Source organism: Streptomyces caelestis (genome assembly GCF_001279005.1).
GTDB lineage: Bacteria > Actinomycetota > Actinomycetes > Streptomycetales > Streptomycetaceae > Streptomyces > Streptomyces heliomycini.
Genome location: NZ_LGCN01000117.1, coordinates 1 through 310, shown reverse-complemented (window position 1 = coordinate 310; position 310 = coordinate 1). Strand labels below are relative to the sequence as shown.

1 pseudogene is annotated in these 310 nt (G+C 82.9%); it reads right to left on the bottom strand.

Annotation, left to right across the window (positions count from 1 at the left end):
* Positions 1 to 168 precede the first annotated feature (168 nt).
* Positions 169 to 310: pseudogene (locus tag ADK41_RS44215) on the bottom strand (MFS transporter); the annotation flags it as partial.

The following is a 310-nucleotide window of genomic DNA, read 5'->3' as shown; positions in this document are numbered from 1 at the left end:
CGGCGGTGATCGGTTTCGTCGCCGGCCGCACGGACCTGACGACCGGCATGGCGGTGGTCGCGGCGTCCGCCGTGCTGGTGGCGGTGTGCTCGTGGCGGGGCGCCCTCTCCGGGGGGGGGGGGCCGGGGGGGGGGGGGGCCGCAGGACCGCGCGGCCGGCCGCCGGGGGCCCGGTGGGGCCCGGGGGGGCGACCGGGGGGGGGCCGCCGGGCCCCGCCGCTGCGGCGGCGACGTAGAGACAGGGCGTCACCGTCGCCATGCCCAGGCCGACGCAGGCGAAGCCGATCAGCGCGGGCCAGGTGCCGCCGGTC